15 protein-coding genes and 2 tRNA genes are annotated in these 20,080 nt (G+C 69.9%); 9 read left to right on the top strand and 8 right to left on the bottom strand.

Annotation, left to right across the window (positions count from 1 at the left end):
- Positions 1 to 62: 62 nt before the first annotated feature.
- The 3 genes from AMA02S_RS22240 to tig form a co-directional block, all read right to left on the bottom strand.
- Positions 63 to 725, bottom strand: coding sequence for an ATP-dependent Clp protease proteolytic subunit (locus tag AMA02S_RS22240; protein ID WP_067461359.1), 663 nt, complete (start codon positions 723 to 725; stop codon positions 63 to 65).
- Positions 726 to 786: 61 nt separating this feature from the next.
- The gene (locus AMA02S_RS22235; protein WP_067461358.1) at positions 787 to 1,419 is read right to left on the bottom strand and encodes a ClpP family protease; all 633 of its coding nucleotides are present in this window, start codon (positions 1,417 to 1,419) and stop codon (positions 787 to 789) included.
- Between the two features lie 225 nt (positions 1,420 to 1,644).
- Positions 1,645 to 3,198: a trigger factor gene (gene tig, locus AMA02S_RS22230; protein WP_067461257.1), complete on the bottom strand. Its 1,554-nt coding sequence runs from the start codon at positions 3,196 to 3,198 to the stop codon at positions 1,645 to 1,647.
- Between the two features lie 301 nt (positions 3,199 to 3,499).
- Here tig and AMA02S_RS22225 point away from each other — a divergent pair, with 301 nt between their 5' ends.
- The gene (locus AMA02S_RS22225; RefSeq protein ID WP_174550975.1) at positions 3,500 to 4,600 is read left to right on the top strand and encodes a DMT family transporter; all 1,101 of its coding nucleotides are present in this window, start codon (positions 3,500 to 3,502) and stop codon (positions 4,598 to 4,600) included.
- Positions 4,601 to 4,652: 52 nt separating this feature from the next.
- Here AMA02S_RS22225 and AMA02S_RS22220 read toward each other — a convergent pair whose 3' ends face one another.
- On the bottom strand, positions 4,653 to 7,157 hold the full coding sequence (locus AMA02S_RS22220) for a Tex family protein (RefSeq protein ID WP_084265466.1): 2,505 nt from the start codon (positions 7,155 to 7,157) through the stop codon (positions 4,653 to 4,655).
- A gap of 262 nt (positions 7,158 to 7,419) precedes the next feature.
- On the opposite strand from AMA02S_RS22220, the gene AMA02S_RS22215 reads away from it, so the two are divergent.
- Both AMA02S_RS22215 and AMA02S_RS22210 read left to right on the top strand, forming a co-directional pair.
- Positions 7,420 to 8,718 (top strand): sensor histidine kinase, encoded by a 1,299-nt coding sequence (locus AMA02S_RS22215; protein WP_245667718.1) that lies wholly within the window; start codon positions 7,420 to 7,422, stop codon positions 8,716 to 8,718.
- Positions 8,670 to 9,314 (top strand): response regulator, encoded by a 645-nt coding sequence (locus tag AMA02S_RS22210; protein WP_067461256.1) that lies wholly within the window; start codon positions 8,670 to 8,672, stop codon positions 9,312 to 9,314. Before AMA02S_RS22215 ends, AMA02S_RS22210 begins: the two co-directional genes overlap by 49 nt.
- Before the next feature lie 3 nt (positions 9,315 to 9,317).
- On the opposite strand, the gene AMA02S_RS22205 is transcribed toward AMA02S_RS22210, so the two are convergent.
- Entirely contained in the window at positions 9,318 to 9,737 is a 420-nt protein-coding gene (locus AMA02S_RS22205) for a cupin domain-containing protein (RefSeq protein WP_067461255.1), read from the bottom strand.
- Positions 9,738 to 9,798: 61 nt separating this feature from the next.
- Here AMA02S_RS22205 and AMA02S_RS22200 point away from each other — a divergent pair, with 61 nt between their 5' ends.
- Complete coding sequence (locus AMA02S_RS22200) at positions 9,799 to 10,296, top strand: MarR family winged helix-turn-helix transcriptional regulator (RefSeq protein WP_067461254.1); 498 nt, start codon at positions 9,799 to 9,801, stop codon at positions 10,294 to 10,296.
- 249 nt (positions 10,297 to 10,545) lie between these two features.
- Positions 10,546 to 12,318 carry a glycosyl hydrolase family 18 protein gene (locus AMA02S_RS22195; protein WP_218005082.1) on the top strand — a complete coding sequence of 591 codons (1,773 nt, stop codon included), beginning with the start codon at positions 10,546 to 10,548 and terminating at the stop codon, positions 12,316 to 12,318.
- 221 nt (positions 12,319 to 12,539) lie between these two features.
- Here the strand turns inward: AMA02S_RS22195 and AMA02S_RS22190 are convergent, their stop codons facing one another.
- Complete coding sequence (locus tag AMA02S_RS22190) at positions 12,540 to 13,115, bottom strand: YceI family protein (protein ID WP_067461253.1); 576 nt, start codon at positions 13,113 to 13,115, stop codon at positions 12,540 to 12,542.
- A 124-nt stretch (positions 13,116 to 13,239) separates the two neighbouring features.
- On the opposite strand from AMA02S_RS22190, the gene AMA02S_RS22185 reads away from it, so the two are divergent.
- From AMA02S_RS22185 to AMA02S_RS22175, 3 genes are all read left to right on the top strand, one after another.
- Positions 13,240 to 13,635, top strand: coding sequence for a winged helix-turn-helix transcriptional regulator (locus tag AMA02S_RS22185; protein ID WP_067461252.1), 396 nt, complete (start codon positions 13,240 to 13,242; stop codon positions 13,633 to 13,635).
- Positions 13,636 to 13,882: 247 nt separating this feature from the next.
- Positions 13,883 to 16,525 carry an alanine--tRNA ligase gene (alaS, locus tag AMA02S_RS22180; RefSeq protein ID WP_067461251.1) on the top strand — a complete coding sequence of 881 codons (2,643 nt, stop codon included), beginning with the start codon at positions 13,883 to 13,885 and terminating at the stop codon, positions 16,523 to 16,525.
- 20 nt (positions 16,526 to 16,545) lie between these two features.
- The gene (locus AMA02S_RS22175) at positions 16,546 to 17,058 is read left to right on the top strand and encodes a hypothetical protein (RefSeq protein ID WP_067461250.1); all 513 of its coding nucleotides are present in this window, start codon (positions 16,546 to 16,548) and stop codon (positions 17,056 to 17,058) included.
- A 9-nt stretch (positions 17,059 to 17,067) separates the two neighbouring features.
- Here AMA02S_RS22175 and AMA02S_RS22170 read toward each other — a convergent pair.
- Positions 17,068 to 17,141, bottom strand: a tRNA-Pro gene (locus tag AMA02S_RS22170).
- Positions 17,142 to 17,284: 143 nt separating this feature from the next.
- Here AMA02S_RS22170 and AMA02S_RS22165 point away from each other — a divergent pair.
- Positions 17,285 to 17,355, top strand: a tRNA-Gly gene (locus AMA02S_RS22165).
- A gap of 36 nt (positions 17,356 to 17,391) precedes the next feature.
- Here AMA02S_RS22165 and AMA02S_RS22160 read toward each other — a convergent pair.
- Positions 17,392 to 20,034, bottom strand: coding sequence for a bifunctional acetate--CoA ligase family protein/GNAT family N-acetyltransferase (locus AMA02S_RS22160; protein ID WP_067461354.1), 2,643 nt, complete (start codon positions 20,032 to 20,034; stop codon positions 17,392 to 17,394).
- Between the last annotated feature and the right edge of the window lie 46 nt (positions 20,035 to 20,080).

Below are 20,080 nucleotides of genomic sequence, written 5' to 3'. Positions count from 1 at the left end.
GTAAGCCCCTCGCCCGGAAGTATGACGACCGGGCTGGGGGACTCCCTCGTCCGCATGCCGTCTCAGGACGACACTACCTCGGCCTTGCGCTTCCTGCTGGCGAAGACATCGTCGATGAGGCCGTAAGCCTTGGCCTCGTCCGCCGTCAGAATCTTGTCACGCTCGATATCGCGGCGGACCTCCTCGATGGACTTGCCGCTGTGTTCGGCGAGGATGCTCTCCAGCAGATCGCGGATCCGCATGATCTCACGCGCCTGGATCTCGATGTCGCTGGACTGTCCGTAGGTGCCCTCGGTGGCGGGCTGGTGGATCAGGATCCGCGAGTTCGGCAGCGCCGCCCGCTTGCCCTTCGTCCCGGCGGCCAGCAGCACGGCGGCGGCCGAGGCCGCCTGGCCGATGCAGACCGTCTGGACGTCCGGCTTGACGAACTGCATCGTGTCGTAGATCGCCGTCATGGCGGTGAACGAGCCACCGGGCGAGTTGATGTAGATGCTGATGTCACGGTCGGGGTCGATCGACTCCAGCGTGATCAGCTGGGCCATCACATCGTTGGCGGACGCGTCGTCGATCTGCACGCCGAGGAAGATGATTCGCTCCTCGAAGAGCTTGTTGTACGGGTTCATCTCCTTGACCCCGTACGTGGTGCGCTCGACGAAGGACGGGATGATGTAGCGGTTGTCCACCGGCATCGGGGACCCGCCCGCCTGGACGCCGGGCCGGACCATGTCGGTGAGACCGGGTCGGATCAGGTCGCTCATTGTGTGCCTCCGAAGTTGATTCAGGTCGTCAGGAGACGGTGCCCTCGGAGGGCACCTGGGTGGCACTGAGCACCACATGGTCCACGAACCCGTAGTCCTTGGCCTCATCGGCGGTGAACCAGCGGTCGCGGTCGGAGTCGCGCTCGATCTGGTCGAGCGGCTGGCCGGTGTGTTCGGCGATCTTCTCGGCGAGCGTCTTCTTGACGTACAGCATCTGCTCGGCCTGGATCTTGATGTCGGAGGCCGTGCCGCCGATGCCGCCGGACGGCTGGTGCATCATGATGCGCGCGTGCGGCAGGGCATAGCGCTTGCCGGTCGTCCCGGCGCAGAGCAGGAACTGCCCCATCGAGGCGGCCAGGCCCATGCCCACGGTGACGATGTCGTTCGGGACGTACTGCATGATGTCGTAGATCGCCATGCCCGCGGTGACGGAGCCACCTGGCGAGTTGATGTAGATCGTGATGTCGCGGCGGCCGTCCTCGGCCGACAGCAGCAGGAGCTCGGCGCAGATGCGGTTGGCGATGTCGTCGTCGACCTGCTGGCCGAGGAAGACGATGCGCTCGCGCAGCAGGCGCTGGAACAGCTGGTCGCCCAGGGGCAACAGGGGCGCCTCGGCGACCCGCGCCTGGATACGCGACGACTCGTCGAAAGTCGGAGGCATGCTCACCGGGTGTTCCTCCGGTCCTTTAATCGGTTCGGATGATTGGACATTAACGCGCTCGGACACCTGGCCAAGCCCAGGGGCCCGCCTTTTCGCCAGGGGCGTATCCGGGCGGCGCCCGGGCCCGACACGATCTCCGCGAACGCGACACGCCCCGCACCCGGTCGTCCGGGTGCGGGGCGTGTCCGATGCCTTGGGGAAGGCCGAAGGAGGCACTGATACGCGTCAGGCGTCCTTCTTCTCCGCCTCGCCCTCCTTGTCCGCGTCACCCGCCGGCGCCTCCGCAGCGGCCTCCTCAGCCGCTTCCACGGGGGTCTCCTCGGCTGCCGCCGCGGTCTCCTCGGGGGCCTCCGCGGTCTCCTCGGGGGCCTCCGCGGTCTCCGGCGCGCCGTCCGTCTCCGGCGCGTCGCCGGTCTCGGACGCGTCCTCGGCCTCGACGGTCTCGCCCGTCTCGCCGCTCAGCTCCCGCCGGACGGCCTCGACGTCGATCTCGTTGCCGGACTCGTCCTTGACCGTGACGTGCTCGACCACGAGGTTCAGCGCTTTGCTGCGCAGCACCTCCGAGACGATCGCCGGAAGCTGGTTGTTCTGGGTGAGGTACTCGGCGAGCTGCTGCGGCTGCACGCCCATCTGCATGGCCTGCGAGACGACGTACTCGCTGAGCTCCTCGTTCTCGACGCCCAGCTCCTCCTGGACGGCGAGCTGGTCCAGCACGAAGCCGCCCTTGACCGCGAGCCGCGCCGCGTCGGCGACCTCGGTGTCGAACTCCTCCTCGGACTTCTCCTCGTCCTTGAGGTAGTCCTCCTTGCTCATGCCGGCCATCTGGAGCTGCTGCTCCAGCTGCTGGTTGCGGCGGCCGACCTCCTCCTCCACCACCTTGTCGGGCAGCGGGATGTCGATCTTCTCCAGCAGGGCCTCAAGGGCCTTGTCCCGGGCGTCGGACAGCTGCTGCAACCGGACCTGCCGGCCGAGCCGGGTCCGCACGTCCTCGCGCAGCTCGTCGATCGTGTCGAACTCGCTGGCGAGCTGGGCGAACTCGTCGTCCAGCTCCGGCAGGCTCTTGACCTTGACGCTCTGCACGGTGACCGTGATCTCGGCCTCCTCGCCGGCGCGCTCGCCGCCGACCAGGGTGCCGGTGAAGGTCTTCGTCTCGTCCGCGGCGAGGCCGGTCAGCGCCTCGTCCAGGCCCTCGATGGCCGACTTGCTGCCGACCTCGTAGGAGTAGCCGGAGGTGGAGGCGTCCTCGATCTCCGCACCGTCGATCTTGGCGACCAGGTCGACGGTGGCGAAGTCGCCCTCCTCGACGGCCCGCTCGGCGGTGGTCAGGGAGGCGAACCGCTCGCGCAGGTTGCCGACGGTCTCCTCGACCTGCTCGTCGGTGACCTCGGCGTCGTCCACGACGACCTCAAGGCCGTCGTAGTCCGGAACCTCGAACTTGGGCCGGATGTCCACCTCGGCGGTGAACGCGAACTGGTTGCCGTCGTCGAGTTCGGTCACCTCGACGTCCGGCTGACCGAGCACGAAGATCTCGGTCTCCTCGACGGCGCGTCCGTACAGCTCCGGAAGCGCGTCGTTGACCGCCTCCTGTAGGACCGCACCCCGGCCGACGTACTTGTCGATCAGCGGGGCGGGGACCTTGCCGGGCCGGAAGCCCTTGATCCGCACCTGCTGCGAGATCTCCTTGTACGCCTTGTCGAGGTTCGGCTTGAGCTCGTCGAACGGAACCTCGACGGTGAGCTTGACCCTCGTGGGGGTCAGCTCCTCGACATCGGTCTTCACTGGGGTAGGTCTCCTTGATCGGGCGCTGTCGCGGCCGCGGCGTTCGACGCGTGCTCAGCCACTCAGTCTCTCAGGTGGCGCGGGCACGCCGAAATACGGCTCCGCGCCTTCGCGCGGCCAAGTCTATGGGGTACCGGCAACGTCTGCGGACATCGGAGGGCGGCAACCCCCCAGAAACACGCCCCGCAGCCGAGGGATCGCATTACGGAACGGTCCGGTCGGGACGCGACCGCCGAATCCGTGTTAACAAAGCCCCACAGGCGGTGACATTCTCCACCACAACCCTTCATACTCGTCCGAGATGAACGGGATAGCTGCGGCCTTCGGCGCGACCGGCCTGTACTACCTGGGCTTCGCCGTGTTCCGGATTGCGGCGGGCCGAATGGCCCCTCTTCGGGGCAACCGGATCCTGCACATGATCTGGACGATCCTGAGCAACGGCATCTTTCTCATCGCGCTGGGGCTGGTGCTCGGTGGGCTGAGCCTGCAGATCCTGGCCCTGGGAAGGCTGCCGCTGACCACCGCCGTCCCGATCTTCATGTCCGGCCTCGTGCCGTTGCTGCTGATCTCCATGGCCTTCTTCCGCGAGCGGCTCACCGCACGCGAATGGCTGAGCCTGCTGCTCATCGGCGCGGCGGTCCTGCTGCTGACCGCGTCGATCAGCGGGCACGAGCCGATCGGCTCCGCGGACGTGCCGCCCTGGAAGATCGCCACCGTGGTGGGTCCGGCGGTGCTGGTGCCGGTCCTGATCCTCGTCATCGGCGACCACCGGCCGGACGGGCGACACGCCCGTCCCGTCACCGGCATCGCCTACGGACTGGGCTCTGGTTTTCCCGTCGGCACGGCCGAACTGGCGATCAAGGGCTGGAGCGACGACGCGCACGCCACCGACCCGCGCATCCTCACGACCCCGTGGCCGTACCTGACGGTCCTCGCGGCGGCCATCGGGTTCGGGATCATGGTGATGGCGTTCCAGCGCTGCCGGGTGTCGATCGTGTCGACGGTGATGACGGTGAGCGCCAAGTCGTACCTGCTGACCATGGGCACGTTCATGTACGCCGAGCCGTGGCCCTCGGACCTGACGCACTCCGCGATGCGGCTCGGTGCGCTGGCTCTGGGGGCGGTCGCGGTGCTGCAGTTCCCCCGGCACCGGCCCTTCCAGGACGAGCCGGATCCCGCGCCCGAGGACGCGGCACGGGATCCGTTCGGCGGCCCCGTACCCGGTGGGCCGCCGCACAGCCGGGACCCGATGCCCCTCGTGCCGCCGCAGGCGGGACCGCGCCCGCGCGATCCACTCGGCCAGGGGCCCTACGACCGTCCCCGGATGGCGCATTCGCCCATCCCGCCCCCACCACACGCCGAGACGGGGGCCGACGGACGCTGGCGGAGGTTCGGCCACTGATCGGACGCCCGCCTCGCGGCGTGCCGCCACCGGGCGGCACGCCGCGCGCCTGTCAGCGCTTCTTGCGGCCCTTGCGGTCGTCGGACGGCAGGCCCTTGTCCAGGCCGGCACGGCGCAGCGCGTCGGCCATGGCGCCGCCGCCCTGACCACCCTGCCCTCCACGGCCGCCCTGACCACCTTGCCCAGCGCGACCACCTTGGCCCCCTTGGCCGCCCTGGCCGCCCCTGCCTCCGCGGCCGGACGGCTGACTGCCCTGCCCACGGCCACCGCGAGCCTGCCCGCCCCGCGGCGGGCGCTGGTCACGGTCGCGGGTCTCGCCGCGCCTGCCGGCCGGCTGCTCCTCGTCCAGACGGAGGGTGAGCGAGATGCGCTTGCGCTGGAGGTCCACGTCCAGCACCTTGACGCGGACGATGTCGCCGGGCTTGACGACCTCGCGCGGGTCCTGGACGAACTTGTTCGACATCGCGGAGATGTGGACGAGCCCGTCCTGGTGGACGCCGACGTCCACGAACGCGCCGAACGCCGCGACGTTGGTGACCACGCCCTCCAGGACCATGCCTGCTTCGAGGTCGGAGAGCTTGTCCACGCCCTCCTTGAAGGTGGCGGTCCGGAATCCGGGACGGGGGTCGCGGCCGGGCTTCTCCAGTTCGGCGAGGATGTCGGTGACAGTCGGAAGTCCGAAGGTGTCGTCGACGAAGTCGGCCGGCTTCAGCGCGCGCAGGGCGGCGGTGTTGCCGACGAGCCCGGTGATGCCGTCGCCGACCGCGGCCAGGATGCGGTGCACGACGGGGTACGCCTCCGGGTGCACGCTGGAGGCGTCCAGGGGGTCGTCTCCGCCGGGGATGCGCAGGAAGCCCGCGCACTGCTCGAACGCCTTCGGGCCCAGCCGCGGGACCCCCTTCAGGCCGGCGCGGCTACGGAAGGGGCCGTTGGCGTCGCGGTGGGCGACGATGTTCTCCGCGAGCCCCTCGCCGATGCCCGACACGCGCGTGAGCAGCGGTGCGGACGCGGTGTTGACGTCCACGCCCACCGCGTTGACGCAGTCCTCCACGACCGCGTCGAGGGAGCGGGACAGTTTCACCTCGGAGACGTCGTGCTGGTACTGGCCGACACCGATCGACTTGGGGTCGATCTTGACGAGTTCGGCGAGCGGGTCCTGGAGGCGGCGGGCGATGGAGACGGCGCCGCGCAGCGAGACGTCCATGCCGGGCAGTTCCCGCCCGGCGTACTCGGACGCCGAGTACACCGACGCGCCCGCCTCGGAAACCATGATCTTGGTGAGCTTGAGGTCGGGGTGCCGGGCCATGAGGTCGGCGGTGAGCTTGTCGGTCTCCCGGGAGGCGGTGCCGTTGCCGATGGAGACCAGGTCCACGTGGTGCTCGCGGGCGAGCCGGGCGAGGGTCTCGATCGACTCGTCCCATTTCCGGCGCGGCTCGTGAGGGTAGATGGTGTCGGTGGCGACGACCTTGCCGGTCGCGTCGACGACGGCGACCTTGACGCCGGTGCGCAGCCCGGGGTCCAGGCCCATGGTGGCGCGGGTGCCGGCGGGCGCGGCGAGGAGCAGGTCGCGGAGGTTGGCGGCGAACACCCGGACCGCCTCGTCCTCGGCTTCCTGCCGCAACCGGGTGCGCAGGTCGATGCCGAGGTGGACGAGGATGCGGGTCCGCCAGGCCCACCGGACGGCGTCGCCCAGCCATCTGTCCGCCGGACGGCCCTGGTCGACGATCGAGAAGCGGCGCGCCACCTCCACCTCGTAGGAGGAGCGCGCGGAGGGGTCCTCCGGCGCCTCCTCCGGCTCCAGGTCGAGGTCGAGGACCTCCTCCTTCTCGCCGCGGAACAGCGCGAGGACGCGGTGCGAGGGCAGCTTCGCGAAGGGCTCGGAGAACGCGAAGTAGTCCGAGAACTTGGCGCCGGTCTCCTCCTTGCCCTCACGCACGCGCGAGAGCATCCGGCCCCGGCTCCACATACGCTCGCGCAGCGCGCCGATGAGGTCGGCGTCCTCGGCGAACCGCTCGACGAGAATGGCGCGGGCGCCCTCCAGCGCGGCGGCCACGTCGGCGACGCCCTTGTCGGCGTCGACGTAGGCGGCCGCGGCCTCCTGTGGATCGTGGGACGGGTCGTCCAGCAGCAGCACGGCGAGGGGTTCGAGACCCGCCTCGCGCGCGATCTGTGCCTTGGTGCGCCGCTTCGGCTTGTACGGGAGGTAGATGTCCTCCAGCCGGGCCTTGGAGTCGGCCGTCATGATCTGGGTGCGGAGCTCGCCGGTCAGCTTGCCCTGCGACTCGATCGACTCCAGGATCGCGGCGCGCCGTTCGTCCAGTTCGCGCAGGTAGCGCAACCGCTCTTCCAGGGCGCGCAGCTGCGCGTCGTCGAGCGCGCCGGTCGCCTCCTTGCGGTAGCGGGCGATGAACGGGACGGTCGAGCCGCCGTCGAGCAGGTCGACCGCGACACGCACCTGCCCCTCGCGGACGCCGATCTCCTCGGCGATCCGCTGGGTGATCGGCGGTGGGCCCCCGGCGGTCTGGTCGTTCGAGGTCTGGCTGGTGGTCGCTGTCACAACGTGGATTCGCTTTCTCCCCTGGATATCGCCTGAGCATTGTCCAGGGAACGGGGCCGCTTGTCTTGTCACTCCCGGACGAGGCCGGAGGAGGGCGGTCCTCAAAGGTGGGGTTAACTCCCCCATGAGCCAGGCGAAAGCGGGGCTTAGCCCTACCGAGACCTGCGGGGGCACCGACCACAATGGTGGCGAAGGGCACACCGCATCGGCGGTTCGGGTCGCAGCCACAACCGGCCTGGGCCGGGTGGGAGGAGGAGCAAGGGTGAGCGGACGTCTGGTCGATCGCCTTGGTGAGCGCGCGCGGCGCGCCTTCGTCAACCTCGTCCGCGGCGTGATCCAGATCGTCCTGGCGTTCACGGTGAACCTGCCGCTGTTCATCCTGGCCGTGCTGTCCATCGCGTTCATCCCGCTGGGCTTCGGTGTGGTGATGGTGCCGGTGGTGCTCCAGGCCGTCCGCGGGGTGGCGAACCAGCAGCGGACCTGGGCGGCGGAGTGGTCGGGCGTGCAGATCCCCGTCCCGTACCGGCTGGAGCCGCCCGGTCTCGGACCGTTCCGGCGGCTGAGGCTGCTGCTCACCGACCCGGCGACCTGGCGTGACCTGCTGTGGACGCTGCTCGGCATCCCGGCCGGGCTGGTGGTCGGGGTACTGGCGGGCGGTCTGACCGTGTACGGGCTGGAGGGTGTGTTCGTGGCGCCGATCGTCGGAACGGTCACCGACTACGGCTGGGGACCGTTCTGGCCGCTGGAGGACTACGGGCTGGTCGGCATCATCGGCACGATCGTGCTGGGCGCCGCGCTCACGGTGATGTCGTTGCCGCTGAGCGGGGCGTTCCTGAAGGCGCACGCGCTGTTCTCGCAGTCGCTGCTGGCACCGACCAAGGGCGCGCTGACCGAGCGGGTGCGGCAGCTCGCCGAGTCCCGGTCGGAGACGGTGGACGCCTCGGCCGCCGAACTGCGCCGCATCGAGCGGGACCTGCACGACGGCGCGCAGGCCAGGCTGGTGGCGCTGAGCATGAACATCGGCTTGGCCGAGGAGATGATGAAGCACGATCCCGAGACCGCGCAGAAGCTGCTGGCCGAGGCCCGCGCGTCCAGCGGCACGGCCCTCACCGAGCTGCGCGACCTGGTCCGGGGCATCCATCCGCCGGTGCTCGCCGAACGGGGGCTGGACGGGGCCGTCCGCGCGCTGGCGCTGACGCTCCCGCTGCCCGTCGATGTCCGGATCGACCTGCCCGGACGGGCGGACGCGCCGGTGGAGTCCGCCGCCTACTTCGCCGTCGCGGAGATCCTCGCGAACGTGGTCAAGCACTCCGGCGCGCAGCGCGCCTGGGTCCAGATCGAGCATTCGGGCGGCCGGCTGCTCATGATCGTCGGTGACGACGGGACGGGCGGCGCCGATCCCGCGCGGGGCAGCGGCATGCGCGGTATCGAGCGGCGGCTCGCCGCCTTCGATGGGACGATGGCCGTGACGAGTCCCCCCGGGGGACCGACCGTCGTGACCATGGAGCTGCCGTGCGCGTTGTCATCGCCGAAGACCTTGCCCTCCTCCGGGACGGGCTGATCCGCCTGCTGGGCGCGTTCGGGTTCGAGGTGGTCGAGGCGGTGGACAACGGGCCGTCGCTGCTGCGGGCGCTCACCGAGCACCGGCCCGACGTGGCGGTGGTGGACGTGCGGCTCCCGCCGACGTTCACCGACGAGGGCTTGAAGGCGGCGTTGGAGGCGCGCAAGCGGGTTCCGGGGCTGCCGGTTCTGGTGCTGTCGCAGCACGTGGAGCAGCTGTACGCGCGGGAGCTGCTGTCCGACAGCTCGGGCGGCATCGGCTACCTGCTGAAGGACCGGGTGTCGGATGTCGCGCAGTTCGTGGACGCGGTGCGCCGGGTGGCCGGCGGGGGCACCGCCCTCGACCCGGACGTGGTGTCGCAGCTGCTGACGCGGCACGCCCGCGAGGAGCCGCTCCAACGGCTGACTCCCCGCGAGCGCGAGGTGCTGGGGCTGATGGCCGAGGGCCGCTCGAACGCGGCCATCGCCGGCACGCTGTTCATCACCGAGAAGGCGATCAGCAAGCACACCAACAGCATCTTCGGCAAGCTCGCACTCCCCCCGTCCGAGGACGACAACCGCCGCGTGCTGGCCGTCCTCGCCTATCTCGGTTCCTGACCCTCAGAGCGCCCATGGTGGAACGATCCGCGCGTCCCCCTGGGGTTCGAGCTCGCACTTGCCGGGATCCACGACGGCGTCCGGGTCGTAGACGAGACAGCCCGCGGGCGCCGCGACGACGGCGGTGAATCCGGCGTCCGGCGCGGCGGTTACCTGCCGCGCCGCGTGCGCGGGCAGTACGACGGTGTCGCCGGGTCCGGCCTCCAGCGTGCGGCCGTCCAGGTCGATGGTCGCGGTGCCCTCCAGGAACGTCCAGACCTGCTCGGTGTCGAAGGCGTGCCGGGGTCCGGTCCTGCCCGCCAGCATGTCGACGCGCCAGACGGCGAGGCCGGACGAGCCGCCCTGGGTGGGCGAGGCGAAGGTGGTCATGGTGCCGTTCGGAGTGGTGGTGCGGCGGCTCTCGGCGTCGCGGACGAGTGTCATGGCCCTGGATCCCCTAAGTTGGACAATGTGGTTGTCCATATAGTCAATGAGGTTGTCTTTTATGTCAAATCCCCCATCCGAACACGGCGCGGCCGGCGACCCGCCCGGTTTCGAGCTGCCGCTGCGCCTCTTCCTGGCGTTCCGCGTGATCATCGACGAACTGCACGCGGAGCTGGCCCGGGAAGGCCACGCCGACCTGCGTCCGATGCACGGGTTCGTCTTCCAGGCGATCGGCCCGGACGGCACCACCGCCGTGGAGCTGGGCCGGCGGCTCGGCGTGTCCAAACAGGCCGCGGGCAAGATGGTCGAGTCATTGGAGCGCGCCGGCTACGTCGAGCGGGCCGCGGACCCGTCCGACGCGCGGCGAAAGATCGTCCGGCTCACCGCACGGGGCGTGGACTCGCTTGCCCGGTCGGCACGGATCTTCGACCGGATCCGGGACGACTGGGCCGAGCGGCTCGGCGCGGACCGGCTGCGGGCACTGGAGGCCGATCTCCGCGAGGTCACCCCGGCGGACCTGTGGCGGCTGGACGTCCCGGGCTGGTTCGGGACGACCTGATTTTTCTTCTCCCCTGGCGACCGTATGTCCCCAGGCAGTCACGCATACCACCGGCCCCTACGCGCCCGGTGGCCCCGGCGCGCTCTTGAACGGCCCCTCCCACCCGGTTACCATCAGCGCAATTTCTTAGGAAACTTTCCTAAGAGAAGACGGGATTCCTGTTGGTTCGGGGGACGGACTGAACGGAGAGTCATGTCAAGACCGGGCAGACGGCGGGCTACAGCGCTCGTCGGCGCAGCGACACTAGCGGTGGCCTCCACCCTCCTGTCGGCACTGCCGGCGTCGTCGGCGGAGGCGGTCACCGCGTCCTGTACCAAGACGTCAGACTGGGGCAGCGGCTTCCAGGGCAACTGCACGATCACGAATGGATCGGCCTCCGGGATCACCTCCTGGAAGATCGAGGGCGAACTGCCGTCCGGCACGTCCATCAACTCGGTGTGGGAGGCGTCAAAGACGGTCTCCGGCAACCACTACACCTTCACGAACGTCGGCTGGAACGGCACGCTCGCCGCCGGCAAGACGGTCAGCTTCGGATTCAGCGGCACCGGATCCGGCTGGTTCACCGACTGCAAGATCAACGGTGCTCGCTGTGACGGCTCCGGCGAACCCGAGCTCGACACTGAGGCTCCCAGCGCTCCCAGCAACCTGCGTTCCACCAGCAAAACCGCCACCACAGCTTCGCTCAGCTGGAACGCGTCAACCGACAACGTCGCTGTCACGGGCTACGACATCTACAGCGGCAGCACGAAGGTGACCACCGCCACGGGCACCAGTGCCACGGTCACCGGCCTGTCTCCCAAGACCGCCTACTCGTTCACGATCAAGGCCGTCGACAAGGCCGGCAACAGCTCCCCGGCGTCGGACTCCTTGTCGGTCACCACCGAGGACAGCGGGTCCAACCCCGGCGCCGGCGACAAGGTCGTCGGCTATTTCGCCCAGTGGGGCATCTACCAGCGCGGCTACCACGTCAAGAACATCGACACCAGCGGGTCCGCCGCGAAGATGACGCACATCAACTACGCGTTCGGCAACGTGCAGGGCGGCAAGTGCACCATCGGCGACAGCTACGCCGACTACGAGAAGGCGTACCAGGCCGGTGAGAGCGTCGACGGCGCCGCCGACACCTGGGACCAGCCGCTGCGCGGCAACTTCAACCAGTTGCGCAAGCTCAAGAAGAAGTACCCGAACCTGAAGGTGTTGTTCTCCTTCGGCGGCTGGACCTGGTCCGGCGGCTTCGGCCAGGCGGCCCAGAACCCCGCCGCGTTCGCCGACTCCTGCTACAAGCTGGTCGAGGACTCGCGCTGGGCGGACGTGTTCGACGGCATCGACATCGACTGGGAGTACCCGAACGCCTGCGGCCTCACCTGCGACAAGAGCGGGCCGGACGCGTTCAAGAACCTGCTCGCCGCCGTCCGGGCCAAGTTCGGCTCCGACAACCTCGTGACGGCCGCCATCACCGCCGATGCCAGCAAGGACGGCAAGATGGACGTGACCGACTACGGAGGCGCCGCGCAGTACGTCGACTTCTACAACCCGATGACCTACGACTACTTCGGCGGCTGGGACGCCAAGGGCCCGACGGCTCCGCACTCCCCGCTGACGGCCTACGAGGGCATCCCGCACGAGGGCTTCAACACCACTGACACGATCGCCAAGCTGAAGGCCAAGGGTGTCCCCGCGAACAAGATGCTGATCGGCATCGGCTTCTACGGACGCGGCTGGACGGGCGTCACGCAGGACGCACCGGGCGGCACCGCGACCAACCCCGCGGGCGGCACCTACGAGGCCGGCATCGAGGACTACAAGGTCCTGAAGAACAAGTGCCCCGCCACCAAGACCATCGCCGGAACCGCCTACGGCAAGTGCGGCAGCGACTGGTGGAGCTACGACACCCCGTCAACGATCGGTTCCAAGATGGCCTGGGCCAAGAAGGAGGGCCTCGGCGGTGCCTTCTTCTGGGAACTGAGCGGAGACACGACGGGCGGTGAACTGATCACCGCGCTCAAGAACGGTCTCGGCTGAGCTGTTCGCAGGGGGCGCCTCCCAGCCCCTCAGACAGCCGAGACTTCGGGCCCCTGACCAACCGGACGCCGGTCAGGGGCCCGCCCCTTTTCCCGAAACGCCTTCCCGATCCCCTTCCCTGGAGCCCTGCGGCTGTGACCTGCCACCACGTCCAGCCGCACCGGGCGGGCAGCTGGCGCATCCAGAACCGCGGAGAGACCAGGGGCGATTGCCAGGGCGTCTCAGGTCTGCAGGGCGGCCTGGATCTCCAGGACGATCTGGACCTTCTCCCCCAGCGCCAGCCCGCCCCCGGGGACCGTGCTCCCGTCCCCGACACCGAACTCCAGGCGGCTGATCTCGCCGGTCGCGGTGAACCCGGCACGGGCGCCCTTGAACGGGTCGTCCTGGCGGAACGGGTCGGGACCGAAGCCGCCGACCTCCAGCCGCAGCGGGACCTGCTTCGTCACGCCGCGCAGGCTCAACTCCCCGTCCAGGACGAAACCGTCGCGCTCGGCGCGCAGGCCGGTGGAGCGGTAGGTCATCGACGGGTACTTCTCGACGTCCAGGAAGTCCGCGGTCCTGACATGCTCGTCGCGCTGCGCGTTGCCGGTGTCGACCGAGGTCAGATCGATGGTCGCGGTGACGGAGGAGTCCAGGACGTTCTGCCCCGTCACGATCGTCCCCTCGAACGTCCCGAAACGTCCCCGCACCTTGCTGACCATCAGGTGCCGGATCGTGAAACCGACACCCGAGTGCGCGGGGTCGATCGTCCATGTGCCGGCGACGTATCCGGGGATCTCGACAAGCTCGGCGGTCATCGTGTCTCCTAGGGTTATGAGAAGTAAGGCGGTTCCTGATCGGAACCGCTCTCCCATGGTGCGGACACCCTCGGAGTCGGCACAAGAAGGCACTTTCACCTGCCCCGGTCACCTGGAGATAACCATGGACGTCAGCGCGTTCGGCGAGCACAGTCCGGTCTCATGCCGGGCGCGGGAGATCCTCGACCGCGTCGGGGACAAGTGGTCGCTCCAGGTGATCGCGCTGCTCGGCGAGCGCACCAAGCGGTTCACCGAACTGAAGCGCGAGATCGCCGGAATCAGCCAGCGGATGCTCACCGTCACGCTGCGCGGCCTGGAGCGCGACGGCATCGTCACCCGCACCGTCTACCCGGTGATGCCGCCCCGCGTCGAGTACTCGCTCACCACCTTGGGAGCGACCCTCATGGACGCGACCACCGCCCTCGTCCGCTGGGCCGAGGGGCACCTGGACGAGATCGACGCCGCCCGCGCCGACTACGACGCGCGCGCCGCCGAGATCGAGGCGCTCAAGTCGTCGTGACGCCCGGGCGCGTCGGCGGCCAGCCCGGTTCGTGCCGGCGGAGGGGGTCGGCCGTTTAACCGTGTGCGGCGGGCCGCCACCGCGAGGTAGCGTGAACACGCCTTTCACACGAACCGATCAGGAAGCCCGATGGCCTTTCACGAGGTGGGGCGGCGAGCTAGCCGCGCCGAGCTGGGGGACGAGCAGTCGTGCCCGGCCCGGCTCGGCGGTGTGCGCCGTCATCCCATCGACCTCGTGAGGCCGTCCCATGCGTTCTTCTGACATCCGTTCGACCTTCCTGGACTTCTTCCAGGAGCGCGACCACCACGTCGTCCCGTCCAGCCCGCTGATCCCGTCCGACCCCACGCTGCTGCTGGCGAACGCGGGCATGAACCAGTTCAAGCCGTACTTTCTCGGAGAAGCCGTCCCGGAGCACCCGCGGGCGATGTCCGTGCAGAAGTGCGCGCGCACGTCCGACATCGAGAACGTGGGGCGGACGACCCGCCACGCGACCTTCTTCGAAATGCTCGGCAACTTCTCCTTCGGCGACTACTTCAAGCAGGAGGCGATCTCCTGGGCCTGGGAGCTTTTCACCCGCAACTACAACCTCGACCCGGAACGCCTATGGGTCACCGTGTACCTCGATGATGACGAGGCAGAGCAGCTCTGGCGAGGTGTGGGAGTCCCTTCGGAACGGATCCAACGGCTCGGTATGGAGGACAACTACTGGTCGATGGGCATACCCGGCCCCTGCGGCCCCTCGTCGGAACTGCACTACGACCGAGGGCCCGCCTTCGGGCGCGAAGGCGGGCCCGCCGTGGACGGCGAGCGCTACCAGGAACTGTGGAATCTCGTCTTCATGCAGAACCTCCGCGGAGAGGGCTCGGGCAAGGACGGATATTCGATCGTGGGCGAGTTGCCTTCCCGGAACATCGACACCGGCCTCGGCTTGGACAGGCTCGCGGCGATCCTGCAAGACGTCGAGACCCTGTCCGAGACCGACCTCCTCGCGCCGACGTTGCGGCTCGTCCAGGAGATGGCAGGTCGCGAGTACCCCGGACGCGACGGCAGCGAGGCGTCGGTATCCTTCCGCGTCGTCTCCGAGCACGCGCGTTCGATCGCGTTCCTCATCGCCGACGGCGTGCTGCCCGCGCGCGACGGCCGCGGCTACGTGCTGCGCCGCCTCATGCGCCGCGCGATCCGGCACGCGCGCCGCCTGACCATCGCCGAGCCCGTGCTGGCGCCACTGACCAGCAGCGTCATCGACACCCTTGCCGGCGCGTGGCCGGAGCTGGAGCGGCAGTCCGAACTGATCCGGCGGGTCGTCACGGCAGAGGAAGAGGGGTTCGAGCGGACCCTCCGGCAAGGCTCCCGCCTCCTCGACTCCGCGATCAGCAGGGCGGAGTCCACCCTCTCGGGGCAGACGGCGTTCGAACTGCACGACACCTACGGCTTCCCCATCGACCTCACCCTGGACGCGGCGCGCTCCGCCGGGCTCACCGTCGACGTCGAAGCGTTCGGCGACCTGCTGGAGGAACAACGACGCCAGACACACCGCGCGGGCCAGAACCGTAAGGGCGACGCTGTCGCACGCCAAGACCTCTATAGGCGGATCGTCGCGGACCACGGTCTCACCGACTTCGTCGGATACGACACCACGTCCACCGAGACCCGCCTGGTGGCCCTCCTGGACGACACTGGCACCGTCCAGAGAGCGCGCGAGGGCGACGAGATCGAGATGGTCCTTTCCCGGAGCCCGTTCTATGCCGAGGCAGGCGGACAGGTCGGAGACACGGGAACCGTGCGCACCTCCGACGGACTTCTACGCGTCATGGACACACGACCCGGTCTGGACGGTCTCCACGTCCACACCGTCCACGTCGTGGAAGGAGAGATAGGTCCGGGCCAGGAAGCGGAGGCCCTGGTCGACGAAGACCGGCGTGCGGCGACAGCGCGCTCGCACAGCGCGACGCACGTCCTGCACGCGATGCTGCGCCGCGTCCTCGGCGACCACGCGGCACAGCGCGGATCCCGAGTCGAACCCGGGCGGCTGCGGTTCGACTTCGCACATTTCTCCGCGGTCGCCCCCTCCGACCTGGAAACCATTCAAACCCTGGTGAACACCTACCTCCTGGACGACCCGGACGTCCGCGTCTGGGAGGCGAGCCGCACCGAGGCGGAGAAGGCGGGCGCGATCGCCCTGTTCGGCGAGAAGTACGGCACCGACGTACGCATCGTGGACATCGGCGACGCGTCCCGCGAACTCTGCGGCGGGATACATGTCGGACACGGCTCCCAGGCGGGCCCCGTCCACATCCTCGGCGAGTCGTCCATCGGCACCGGACTGCGCCGCATCGAGGCACTCACCGGCGCGGACGCGCTGCGCCACTACGACCACCAGCGCGACCTGCTCACCCAACTCGCCGGGCTCCTGAACGTCCGTCCCGACGAGGCACCAGAACGCCTCCGCCAGCGCCTGGAAACCCTGGCGGAGGCGCAACGTGAACTCGACTCCCTCCGCGAGGCCGAACTCGACTCCCACGCCCGCCGCCTGGCGACGTCCGCCGAATCCCTGCCCGGCGGACGGCTGGTCGCGCAGATCGTGGACGTCCCCGACCTGCGCCCCCTCGCGTCCCGGACCCTCACGCACCTCCGCGGAAACGCAGTGGTGGTCCTGGGCTCCCGATCGTCCAGCAAGGCGGCGCTGGTGGCGGCAGTCTCGGACACCACCGTCCAGGCGCGCACCCTCCTGACCGGCGCGGCGGCCGAGGTTGGTGGTGGCGCAGGCGGGAAAGGACCTCTGGCGAGCGCGGGGGGCCGGAGGCCGGAACGGCTGGAAAAGGCCATAACCCTCGCGGCGACGGAGGCACGTCACCTCCTTGATTCCGACGATCCGCCACATATCATCTGAAACAACGAGAGGAGCCTCCCGTGCTGCGCGTCTTCTGCTTCGGCACACTCGGCATCACGGTCGAGGACCTCTACCTGATCGACCCCGACCCCGTGCGCGGCGGCCACGAACGCGGCGTGCGCGTCGAACTCCGGCTGCTCGACCCGCGCCCCTGGCGCGGGTCGGGCAACGCCTCCCAGCCGGTCAACGTGGACCGTGCCGTCTGGCGCGCCGACTTCCTGGAGTCCGTAGCGGGCGGTCCCGGCTCCAAGGACCGCATGCACCACCACCCCGGCATGGCGGACAACGAGCCCGGACAGCGCGTCTTCGTCCCCGGCCTGACCGCCGACCCGATGGGCTGGCTCAAACACCAACTGTTCGACGTGCTGCCCCTGCTCACCGAGGCCGACGTCGACACGGTCCCCCACCGACCGTCCGCCGAAGCCGTCCGCGAAGCGATCCCCGAGGTCGTCGGCACGGTAGCCACCGTCCTTGGCGCGGTCCGCGAAGGCACCCTCGCCACCGGCCCCCAACAGAGCGTCAACACCCTGTGAACCAGACGGTCGGGCTGGCGGGATTTGAACCCACGACCCCCGGCACCCAAAGCCGGTGCGCTACCAAACTGCGCTACAGCCCGCACGCCACCGCCGTTCACGGTGACGCGTGAAGTCTAGTGCCGATCAGCCCCCGCCCGCTCCCATTAACCCGCCCCCGGGCCCGCCCACCCCCGGAACCCTGTACGCTACGGGATGGCGATCGAGGGCCCAGGCCCTCCGCCGCGCGGGCGTAGCTCAATGGTAGAGCCCCAGTCTTCCAAACTGGCTACGCGGGTTCGATTCCCGTCGCCCGCTCCCACTGAGTGTCGCTCTGGGGCTCGTGGCTCTCGTTCAGCGGAGGCGGCGTAGGTAGGGGTCCCAGACCTGGCGGGGGGCGAGGCGGACGCGGGCGTCGACGGCCACGACCCCGTCGGGACGGACGATCGTGGGGTTGAGGTCGAGTTCGCTGACCTCCGGGTGATCGGCCGCCAGCCTGGACAGCCGGAGCAGGACGCCTCGCAGCGCCGCCAGGTCCCCGGGCGGACGCGCGGGGTGGCCCGTGAGCAGGGAGGACACGCGAGGCTGGCGGATCAGCTCATCGGCCTCCGCTGTCGTCAGTGGGGCCAGGCGGGCGGCCCTGTCGGCGAGCGCGTCGGTGTCGATGCCGCCGGCGCCAAAGATCACCACTGCGCCGAACACCTCTTCCTGGACGGTGCCGCAGAGCAGCTCGATACCGTCGTCCGCCATCGCCTGGACGACCACGCCTTCCAAGCCGTCGCCGATGCGTGCGGCCAGTGCCTGATAGGCGCTGCGGACGTCGTCCTCTGTATGCAGGTCCAGTTTCAGGGCTCCTGCGGCGGTCTTGTGGACGATGCCCGGAGCATGGGCCTTCAACGCGACCGGCACACCCAGCTCACGGGCCGCCTCGGCGGCCTCGTCCTCTGTCCGGGTCCAGCGCCAGCGAGCCAGCGGCACCCCGTAGGACTCCAGCAACCGGAAGGCGTCGGCGGGCGGCAGCCAACCACCGTCGGGCGAGTCGGCCAGGAATCTGGAGATGATGCCCGCCGCCTCCGCGAGCCGCACGTCGGGCAGCTTCGGCGGTGCGCCGGGCGGGACGCCGCGGCGCCGGGCGTGCGACCAGGCGTGGGCGAACGCGCGAACGGCGTTCTCGGGGTAGGCGTAGCACGGCACGCCCGCGTCGGTGATCGTGACGGTCTCCGCCTGTCCCAGGACCACGGCCGCCATCGGCTTGGTGGTGCCGCCGAGGGCACCACGCAGGTCGGCGAGCGCGGTGGGGGCCACCAGCGCCAGAACGGCGTCGACTGACTCGTCCGCGGCGACGACGTCGAGGGCATCGCGGAAGAGTCCGGCCGGGACGGCCGCGGTGGTGTCGACGGGATTGGCGACGGCCGCACATACGGGAAGGATCTGGGTGAGGCGGTGCTGGGTGGCCGGGGCCAGGACCGGAACGGTGAGGCCGGCGTCGGCGCACGCGTCGGCGGCCAGCACTCCCGCGCCGCCCGCGTTGGACACCAGCGCCACCCGCGGGCCGGCTGGCAGCGGCTGGCTCGCCAGGAGCGCGGCGGCGTCCATCAGCTCGCCGAGGTCGTCGGTGGCCACGATGCCCGCCTGCTCGAACAGCGCCCGGCGGGTGATCTCCGGGGTGGCCGCGGCCGCGGTGTGGGAGGCGGCGGCTCGTGTGCCCGGGGCCGACCGCCCGGCCAGGACCGTCAGCAGCGGCATCCGGGAGGTGACCCGGCGTGCCGTACGGGCGAACTTGCGGGGGTTGCCGAACGACTCCACGTGCAGGATGCCCAGTCGCGTCGTCTTGTCCGACTCCCACCACATGAGCATGTCGTTGGCGCTGACGTCGTATTTGTCGCCGACGGACGCGAAGGACGACACGCCGATCCCCAGCCGGGACAGCTGCTCCAGCAAAGCGATCCCCACTCCGCCCGACTGGACCGCCACACCCGTGTGACCGGGCACAGGGTGGCGTGCGCCGAACGTCGCGTCCAGGGAGACGCCGGTGTTGGCGATCCCCAGGCAGTTCGGCCCGACCAGGCGCATCCCGTGTTCGCGGCAGACCGCCAGGAGGTCGCGTCCGTGGGCGGCGGTCAGTCCCGAGCTGATGACCACCAGCGTGGACGCGCCGCGGCGACCGCATTCGGCGGCCGCGCGCACCACCGCGTCCGCGGGCACCGTGATGACCACCAGGTCGGGCGGTTCGGGCAGGTCGTCAGGGGCCGCCACGCACGGGACCCCGTGCAGATCGGTCCCCGCGGCGTGCGGATTCACCGCGTAGACGGCGCCACGGAAACCGCCGGAGACGATGTTGCGCACGATCTCGGCCCCGACCGTCCCGCGCCGCCGGGACGCCCCGACGACCGCGATCACCCGTGGCCGCAGCAGCGGCTCCAGGCTCGCGGTGTCCGCCCGCCGTTCCCGCTCGGCCACCGCGTCGAGATAGCCGTCGTCGGAGACCAACGGCATCGTCAGCTCGATGACGCCTCCGGAACCGCGGCGCCGGGCCGGCATCCCGGCGTCGGCGAAGACGCGCAGCATCGCGGTGTTGGCGGCGAGCGTGTCCGCGCGGAAGGCAACGATCCCGTTGGCGCGGGCCAGCGACCCCAGATGCTCCAGCAGCAGCGTTCCGACGCCCCGGTGATGCACCTTGTCCGCGACCGCCATCGCGATCTCCGCCTCACCTGGCACGTCGGTCGGCTCATACTCCGCCACGCCGACCAGGGCGCCGCGCAGCCACGCCCCCAGTGCGGCGTGATCGGCACCGTGCGAGCGGCAGATACGGTCGGCGACCTCGGCGGCCATGGTCCGGTTGAGACCGAAGAACCGCAGGTAGAGACTCTCCTCGCTCAACTCGCGATGCAGCTCGCAGACCGCGTCCAGGTCCGCGACTCCCAGCCGCCTGATCTCCACCTGCGTACCGTCGGTCAGCAGTGCGAACGCCCGCGCGCCCGTGAGGTTCTCGTCCATGGACCCAGGATCGGACGGGATGGGCGGCCAGATCAGGCCCCCCAAG

Source organism: Actinomadura macra NBRC 14102 (genome assembly GCF_001552215.1).
Classification (GTDB): Bacteria; Actinomycetota; Actinomycetes; order Streptosporangiales; family Streptosporangiaceae; genus Spirillospora; species Spirillospora macra.
The sequence above is the reverse complement of the archived record's forward strand: the minus strand, read 5'-3'. Positions and strand labels throughout refer to the sequence as shown.

What these genes read in the sequence shown, in the direction of transcription:
- AMA02S_RS22185 (WP_067461252.1), top strand. Translation starts at nt 13,240, where the DNA reads ATGGACGTCAGCGCGTTCGGCGAGCACAGTCCGGTCTCATGCCGGGCG.
- AMA02S_RS22160 (WP_067461354.1), bottom strand. Translation starts at nt 20,034, where the DNA reads ATGGACGAGAACCTCACGGGCGCGCGGGCGTTCGCACTGCTGACCGAC.
- AMA02S_RS22200 (WP_067461254.1), top strand. Translation starts at nt 9,799, where the DNA reads ATGTCAAATCCCCCATCCGAACACGGCGCGGCCGGCGACCCGCCCGGT.
- alaS (WP_067461251.1), top strand. Translation starts at nt 13,883, where the DNA reads ATGCGTTCTTCTGACATCCGTTCGACCTTCCTGGACTTCTTCCAGGAG.
- AMA02S_RS22225 (WP_174550975.1), top strand. Translation starts at nt 3,500, where the DNA reads ATGAACGGGATAGCTGCGGCCTTCGGCGCGACCGGCCTGTACTACCTG.
- AMA02S_RS22190 (WP_067461253.1), bottom strand. Translation starts at nt 13,115, where the DNA reads ATGACCGCCGAGCTTGTCGAGATCCCCGGATACGTCGCCGGCACATGG.
- AMA02S_RS22235 (WP_067461358.1), bottom strand. Translation starts at nt 1,419, where the DNA reads ATGCCTCCGACTTTCGACGAGTCGTCGCGTATCCAGGCGCGGGTCGCC.
- AMA02S_RS22240 (WP_067461359.1), bottom strand. Translation starts at nt 725, where the DNA reads ATGGTCCGGCCCGGCGTCCAGGCGGGCGGGTCCCCGATGCCGGTGGAC.
- AMA02S_RS22205 (WP_067461255.1), bottom strand. Translation starts at nt 9,737, where the DNA reads ATGACACTCGTCCGCGACGCCGAGAGCCGCCGCACCACCACTCCGAAC.